The following is a 6,368-nucleotide window of genomic DNA, read 5'->3' on the forward strand; positions in this document are numbered from 1 at the left end:
TTGAACAAGCTTACTGGGTTAGGTATGCCTGAAACTTGTCGTATTGACTAAAAAGTATGCGAAACGGGGTGCATCTATCTCTAAATTTAATTACGCAACAAAGCCTTCCCTACTCTCTTTGATTAGTTTGTTTTCTAGGTGGTACTCAGATCATTGAATAATATTTTTTTTCTTTAGCGAGAGGGAAATAGATGTTGTTATTATTATAAGAACGCCACATGTGCTCATCCAACTAGGGATTTCATACCAAAAAATAACCCCCCAAAGTATATTGAAGACCAAGCCGATATAGCGGGTGACTGCAACTACAGCGGCGTTTTCATGACTGAATGCCTTTGTTAGGAAAATTTGCCCAATGAGCGAAACAAGACCAATGGCAATTAGATAAATCCACGCAATTCCCTGTGGAACCACAAACTCATCCCTCATCAAGTAACCGGATACCAACATCGAAGTGAAAAGAAAATAAAACACAATCTCGTAAATATGGTGCCTCTTACTCAGGTGGCGAATAGTGATAGAGGCAGCCGCCGCAAAAAAAGCACTCGCCACCCCTGAGAGGGCATACAAATTAAATGTGTCGAAGCTAAATGGATTTACAATTAAGGTAACTCCAACCAAAGTGAGCGGAAAAAGGAATGCTACTTTTTTAGGGGCTTTTTCTCCCAAAATTAGGTTGGAAAGTAATATAACGAAGAACGGGGACAGGTAAGCCAAAATCACGGCGTCCGCTAGCGGCATGTGGGTAATCGCGTACACAAAAGCGAGCAGATAAAACGCCCCAAACAGGCCACGAAGCAAAAGCATTGGTATGCCCGTGGTAGAAAACCTGATACTCGCTTTCCACATTAAACCTAAAATCAGAACGGTTCCTATTGCGCTTCGGAAGAAGACAATTTCAGAGCTTGGAATCGTCAAACTGGCCGCTTTAATAAGTGCGTTCATGACACTAAAAATGAACGCAGAAAATATAGTTAACGCTACACCGTTGTTCATGATGGGTTTCTTTAAAGGTCGTATGATAGACGCACCCAACCAAGGTATTGGTGCGCTTGAGTGCGGGACTCTTCAATCAAATGGTGAGGGAGTTGAGAGCTACTTAACCAAGATTCGAATATACCTAGCACACGGTTAACGCTCGGTAATGCAATCCCATGCGCTCTGCCTAAGACTTGAAGCCAGTAAAGATTCTGTATATCTTCTTTAGGTATTCGAGGTAAAGACAACTTGCCTTTTTCCACCTTACCTTTGGCATAGGGCACGGCAGAGAAGTTGAAGTAGCACCCATTTTCATCCGGCTTAGAAAAAGGATCGATCAGAATCGCGCTGTATCGTACGTAAACCAAATATTCCTGCGCTATTGGAGTGAGCGACATAAACTGCTCAATTTGACGACGACGAATGGTTTCTGGATGCACAGGGTAGTTGTCATCATTGAGAAATTGTAACAAGTTAAATGGTGTTCCGTTAAAGTGAAGTATCAATCTTGATATATCGCGCCATAGCTCAACCAAAATGTGGATGGTTTCGGTTGTGATCGGTCCCTCAGGGAAAAGTTTGTACATGTACTTAACTTCTCTCGTCTCACTTAAGATATGATTGAGCGAGAAAGGGGTCATAAAAAATGCGGGATGAACGAAAGAGGTAATGTTTCGTCCTTCTACGCTAAACCCATTTTCCAACTCGACAACTTCAACACCGATATCCGCTAAAGTTTGAGTCAGTAGCTCTAGGACAGGGCATTTTTCTTTACTTGAGTAAGCATAAATACGTTTTTTAACCGCTTTGGTAAGGACACGAACGCCAGCTTGTTCCGTTATAAATTTAGTGGCCGCAAAATAATTGGAAAATATCAGTACGTTGGGGGTTAAATTCAGTTCTGAAAACAAGCCTTTTACAATCCGGTGCCCACCAAATAAGGATGAAATGAGGACTACTATTTTTGTGGAACTCAAACACGATTTAGGTAAAGCCAATAGAACCGCTGAATAAGCATGAGATGGGGTGCCCAGAACCAACGTATCCCATTGTCCGCTTACATCGCGTAAATCTTCAAAAACCGCATCAAATATCACCTGCCCAGCCATTCGCTTCAAAGAGGATTTGGCAGCGAAAATATGCGCAATACGTTCGTTGTGTAAGCTTTCGAACATCGGCTGCCAGCGCTCTGATGAGCGGTTTACTAACCCAAGTTGCTCGCACTGGTTTCTGATGATTTTTGCTGTCTGAAATGCGGCTGGCCCTGTGCCAACGATTAACACTTTTCCTAATGAAAGAGTCATTTTGCGCGCTCCATCAAGACGGTGTCATATATCGCTGCATCGTTATGGATCTGTTGTGTTTCCCACCCATCCATTAGGTTTGGGTTGAAAGGGTAATTGAAGGCGGACTTTAAACCATTACCGAATCGAACTAATACTCGGTGAGAGTGGTTAAGATGAGGTCTAAGCTGTCTGAGTTGTTCCCATTTATGTTCCACTAAAGAGGCTACTACAACATGAGTTGGCCGGAAAGAGGCAAACTCAGTGATTAGATCTTTGCAGCTAAAAGTGGTTGACAAGTTGAGTTGGTTGGCCATTTTCACTGCCTGCTCATCAAGATCTATACCGTGCACGAGAGCGCCTGTGCTCTGAGATATAGTGAAAGCAGAAACCGGATAGGACCCTGAGCCAATAAACAGCACTCGAGAGTTGCTTTCAATTCCTGCTTTTTTTAGTTCAATTTTTGTGTTTTCAGAAAGTTGGTATAAATATTCGCTGATGTCGATTTGATGCTCTCTGGCACACTGAGACTGATGTTTTTCCAATAAACACAGAGCTTTTACAGCAGTTTCACGAAGCTGCTTGATTAAACGATCGTACTCAGGGGTCATATCAAAATCATCGCTAATGGTTTTAAAATTTTCTTGCAAAATCCAAGCGCAAAACTCATCAATTTTTTCTTGCAAAAGGACAAAACATTCACAATTTTCAAGGCTGTAATGAGTCAGGGTTTGAATTTGAGATTCAAACGTGGATAGAGAAACTAATAAGTGATATTGCCTTTTATTCATTGCCATAAGAATGCCTAATCTGTTTTAAGGGCTCGAACTGGGGTGACGTGGGTATGTCCATGAACGCAACAACCTACGTCCACATGAATCTGATAGATTTTCCCCAGCCTTTCAGAATCGAGCACGTCTTCTGGTTTACCGCAATATTGAACTTCACCATCATTCATTAAGAGAAGATGGTCGCAGTATCGAGCAGCGAGAGAGAGGTCGTGTAGGACCGCAATTGTGATGATATTTTTGGCTCGGGTATATTGACGAACAAGGTCTAAAATTTGGACTTGATGCTTGAGATCTAAGGCGCTTGTTGGTTCATCTAAGAGCAATACCTTGGGCTCAGCAACAAGAGATTGCGCCAGTGAAACCAGCTGTTGCTGACCACCGCTTAGTTGAGAAAACTGTCTAAGGGCGAGATTTCTCAAACCTAGATAATCAAGGATGGCGTCTGCTTTTTGTTCTTGTTCAAATGTGATGTTCCAGCTCAGTTGATGAACCAAGCCCAGTAAGACAAACTCAATAACCGTTAATTGACAGGGAGATTTGTTGAGTTGACATAGGTACGAGAAGGATTGTAGCGGTAATCTCAGCCCGTCCTCCCCACTTGAATTAATCTTCCCATCAGAAGGAATGATGCCCATGATAGCTTTGAGCAATGTCGTTTTTCCTGCGCCATTGGGCCCTAAAATGGCGGTAAATTTGCCACCCAAAAAGTGGGCATCTACCTTCTTTAAAACGAGTTTTCTTCCAATTGGAACGGCAAGATTTTCTATTGAAAGCGACGTCATTAGATAAACCTCCTGCTTATCAGAAAATAAAGAAGGATCGGCACACCGACTAAGGAGGTGACGATACCAATTGGTATGATAGTGCCTGGGACAATCAACTTAGCAACAAGAGACGAGGTACATAAAAGCAACGCTCCCATTAATGCCGCCAAAGGTAAGTAGAAACGCTGATCTTCGCCTATTAGCATTCTTGCTAGGTGAGGAGCAACCAAACCAATGAAACCAATGGTTCCGACAAACGACACTGCTCCTGCAGTTAATAAGGAACACAGTAAAAACATCTGTAGTCTTAACTTGCTGGTCTTTATTCCCAAGGCGAGTGCACGCTCTTCGCCTAAAGTGAGGGCGGTGAGTGCCCATACCTTAGATAACGCAAAGACCAAACCGAACAGGAAAACGGCTCCTGAAACAAAGAAGGACAACCAACTCGCCTTCAGTAGACTGCCAAATAACCAAAAAACAATTTGCTGCAGCACTTCTGGTGATGCCAAATATTGAATTAATGACTGTAAAGCCTGGAAAAAGAAGAGAACGACAATACCTGCCAAAATCAGGATTTTTGCGTCCATATGTCGGCTGCGACCAATTATATAGATCGCCATACTCGCTAATCCAGATGTCAAGAAAGCGGCAAACGGCACGCCTAACCAATGCAAACCAAATACTGAAAAACCGGTTAAAAAAGCTATGGCTGCACCAAATCCAGCAGCAGCAGAGATACCAAGGGTATACGGACTGGCAAGTGGGTTGGCTAAGAGGGTTTGCATTAGACCGCCAGCGAGGCCGAGTGAGGCGCCAACCATAAGACAGGTGAGAGTGATGGGTAACCGAAGTTGCCAGACAATAAGTGTTGATAAGCTGTCACCAGAGGGACCACCTAGGAGGGCTTCAACAACTTGTTCAATGCCTAGCCACGATGAGCCAGTACCAAGATCGAATAAAGCGGAAAAACTCGTTGCCAGAAAAGCGCCTAGCAAAATCTTAATTCTTTGCTTCTGCATTCTTTGATAAATAGCGCCGCTGGAATGATTCAGGTCAGACGATGCTTTCATGCTTTCATTCATGAGTTACGCCCACCTGAATCATGAAAGTGCCTTTGAGCGCTTGCGGCATGTAGTTCCTAAAAAATTCTTGGTGCAATTTCTTAGGTTCAATATCTTTAAATGCTTCTGGGTAAATAGACTTTGCTAGATACAACAAGAAAACGTGGTCGTAAATAGTACGTGTTCCTGAGTGGTATATACCGTAGACGTCACCATTTTTAACTGCCGTCAGTTGATTCCAGCCAGCACGATTTAGGTAGGGGCGGTATCTAGTTTGCGCTTCTTCCATTGTGCTGTTGAAACCAAGCAGGGCGCTGTCGTTATGTTTAACCCAGTGAGCACCGGATATAAAGATCACTTCTGGATCTTGACTCAAGATATATTCAGGCGTTAGGTGGGCAGAACCTTCAAACATCCCATGGGCAAGGTTATCGGCCCCCGCCATTGTCAAAAGGTTGCCCCACATTGTCGTCGAGTAAGATTTACCGTATTCATTTGGTCCACCTGTACCTGCTTCCACATACACACGGCGTGCCGTGTGGTTTTCCAGATGCCTCGTAACACGTTGTTTAACCATGTTTACTGTGTTTTCGTATTCCGTTGCAATCGATGAAGCGCGTCCTTCTGTCCCCATTACTCTGCCTATAACACGTGTGCTAATGACGTGTTTTTCAAGCGTTTGAGCATTGAAGTCTACAACGACAACTCTGATACCATTCTTTTCAAGTATTTCAACTTTTTCACCAAGGGATTGATATTGCCACGCCGCAAGAAGTGCAACATCAGGTTTAGTTAACAAGAGTTTTTCGAAATCAAAAGTACCTGTATAAAGAGAACCTGAATCAATAATCGTTTCTAACTCAGGAATGATTTTTTTATAGGTGGTCCATTGAGATTGACGGTAATCTTTCCAAGAGTGTCTTGGGAAAATAGCCACTTTTTTGTAAGCATCTGGTCCAGCGATCGCTAGGTAATCCTCAAAATAAAAACCTAGGAAAATTTTTTCTGCCGGCTTTTCTAAAGAGATGTTTCTACCGAGCACGTCTTTGAACTGAAGAGCTGTAGAAGCAGAGGCCATGTCACCCAAAGCCAAAGTTGCCAAAAAAAGTGCTTTTACTTTTAAAAGGTGTCCTTTCATTCCCTCGACCTCAAATAGAACACTAATTGTTATAATGTAACAATGGTTCTAGGGTTGAAAAGATATATATTTATTATTTATATCTATTAAATATAAATAATAAAGCTAGGTGGATTTGTTGTTGCGTAATTCAATGGAACTAAATCAAGAACCTACGATATGATCAGCTACGTCCACTCTCTCTCGTAGCTCTATGTCTAAACCTCGTTACAAAACAACCAACAGGAAGCAATACAACCAATCGCTCATTAACCGTGGCTCTCTGACTTTTTGGATTGATGAAGAGGCAATAAGCGGTTGGGCGCAAAGCAAACAGAATAAGCGCGGTAGGCCACGTCGATTCAGTGATTTAG

The 6,368-nt window shown here is 42.7% G+C and carries 7 protein-coding genes; 1 reads left to right on the forward strand and 6 read right to left on the reverse strand.

What is annotated here, in order from left to right; translation table 11 throughout:
• Positions 1–150: 150 nt before the first annotated feature.
• The 6 genes from ACED59_RS23855 to ACED59_RS23880 are packed head-to-tail and all read right to left on the reverse strand — an operon-like array spanning position 151 to position 6,015.
• A complete protein-coding gene (locus ACED59_RS23855) occupies positions 151–996 on the reverse strand; it encodes a DMT family transporter (RefSeq protein ID WP_016800130.1) in 846 nt (281 codons plus the stop codon).
• A gap of 11 nt (positions 997–1,007) precedes the next feature.
• Positions 1,008–2,282 (reverse strand): opine metallophore biosynthesis dehydrogenase, encoded by a 1,275-nt coding sequence (locus ACED59_RS23860; RefSeq protein ID WP_017100974.1) that lies wholly within the window; start codon positions 2,280–2,282, stop codon positions 1,008–1,010.
• Positions 2,279–3,058 carry a hypothetical protein gene (locus tag ACED59_RS23865; RefSeq protein ID WP_016800128.1) on the reverse strand — a complete coding sequence of 260 codons (780 nt, stop codon included), beginning with the start codon at positions 3,056–3,058 and terminating at the stop codon, positions 2,279–2,281. The genes ACED59_RS23860 and ACED59_RS23865 overlap by 4 nt, the downstream gene beginning before the upstream one ends.
• A gap of 8 nt (positions 3,059–3,066) precedes the next feature.
• Complete coding sequence (locus tag ACED59_RS23870; RefSeq protein WP_017103898.1) at positions 3,067–3,834, reverse strand: ABC transporter ATP-binding protein; 768 nt, start codon at positions 3,832–3,834, stop codon at positions 3,067–3,069.
• Entirely contained in the window at positions 3,834–4,898 is a 1,065-nt protein-coding gene (locus ACED59_RS23875) for an iron ABC transporter permease (RefSeq protein ID WP_016800126.1), read from the reverse strand. The genes ACED59_RS23870 and ACED59_RS23875 overlap by 1 nt, the downstream gene beginning before the upstream one ends.
• Positions 4,891–6,015, reverse strand: coding sequence for an ABC transporter substrate-binding protein (locus ACED59_RS23880; protein WP_016800125.1), 1,125 nt, complete (start codon positions 6,013–6,015; stop codon positions 4,891–4,893). Before ACED59_RS23880 ends, ACED59_RS23875 begins: the two co-directional genes overlap by 8 nt.
• 193 nt (positions 6,016–6,208) lie before the next feature.
• Between ACED59_RS23880 and ACED59_RS23885 the strand changes: the two genes are divergently transcribed.
• The coding region (locus tag ACED59_RS23885) for a transposase (RefSeq protein WP_371708684.1) at positions 6,209–6,368 on the forward strand (160 nt) is incomplete at its 3' end.

It is taken from the genome of Vibrio sp. FF266, from assembly GCF_041439695.1.
GTDB classification, from domain to species: Bacteria; Pseudomonadota; Gammaproteobacteria; order Enterobacterales; family Vibrionaceae; genus Vibrio; species Vibrio tasmaniensis_A.

Coding starts and splice junctions, on each gene's coding strand:
- ACED59_RS23880 (WP_016800125.1), bottom strand. CDS start 6,015: ATGAAAGGACACCTTTTAAAAGTAAAAGCACTTTTTTTGGCAACTTTG.
- ACED59_RS23865 (WP_016800128.1), bottom strand. CDS start 3,058: ATGGCAATGAATAAAAGGCAATATCACTTATTAGTTTCTCTATCCACG.
- ACED59_RS23870 (WP_017103898.1), bottom strand. CDS start 3,834: ATGACGTCGCTTTCAATAGAAAATCTTGCCGTTCCAATTGGAAGAAAA.
- ACED59_RS23855 (WP_016800130.1), bottom strand. CDS start 996: ATGAACAACGGTGTAGCGTTAACTATATTTTCTGCGTTCATTTTTAGT.
- ACED59_RS23875 (WP_016800126.1), bottom strand. CDS start 4,898: ATGAATGAAAGCATGAAAGCATCGTCTGACCTGAATCATTCCAGCGGC.
- ACED59_RS23860 (WP_017100974.1), bottom strand. CDS start 2,282: ATGACTCTTTCATTAGGAAAAGTGTTAATCGTTGGCACAGGGCCAGCC.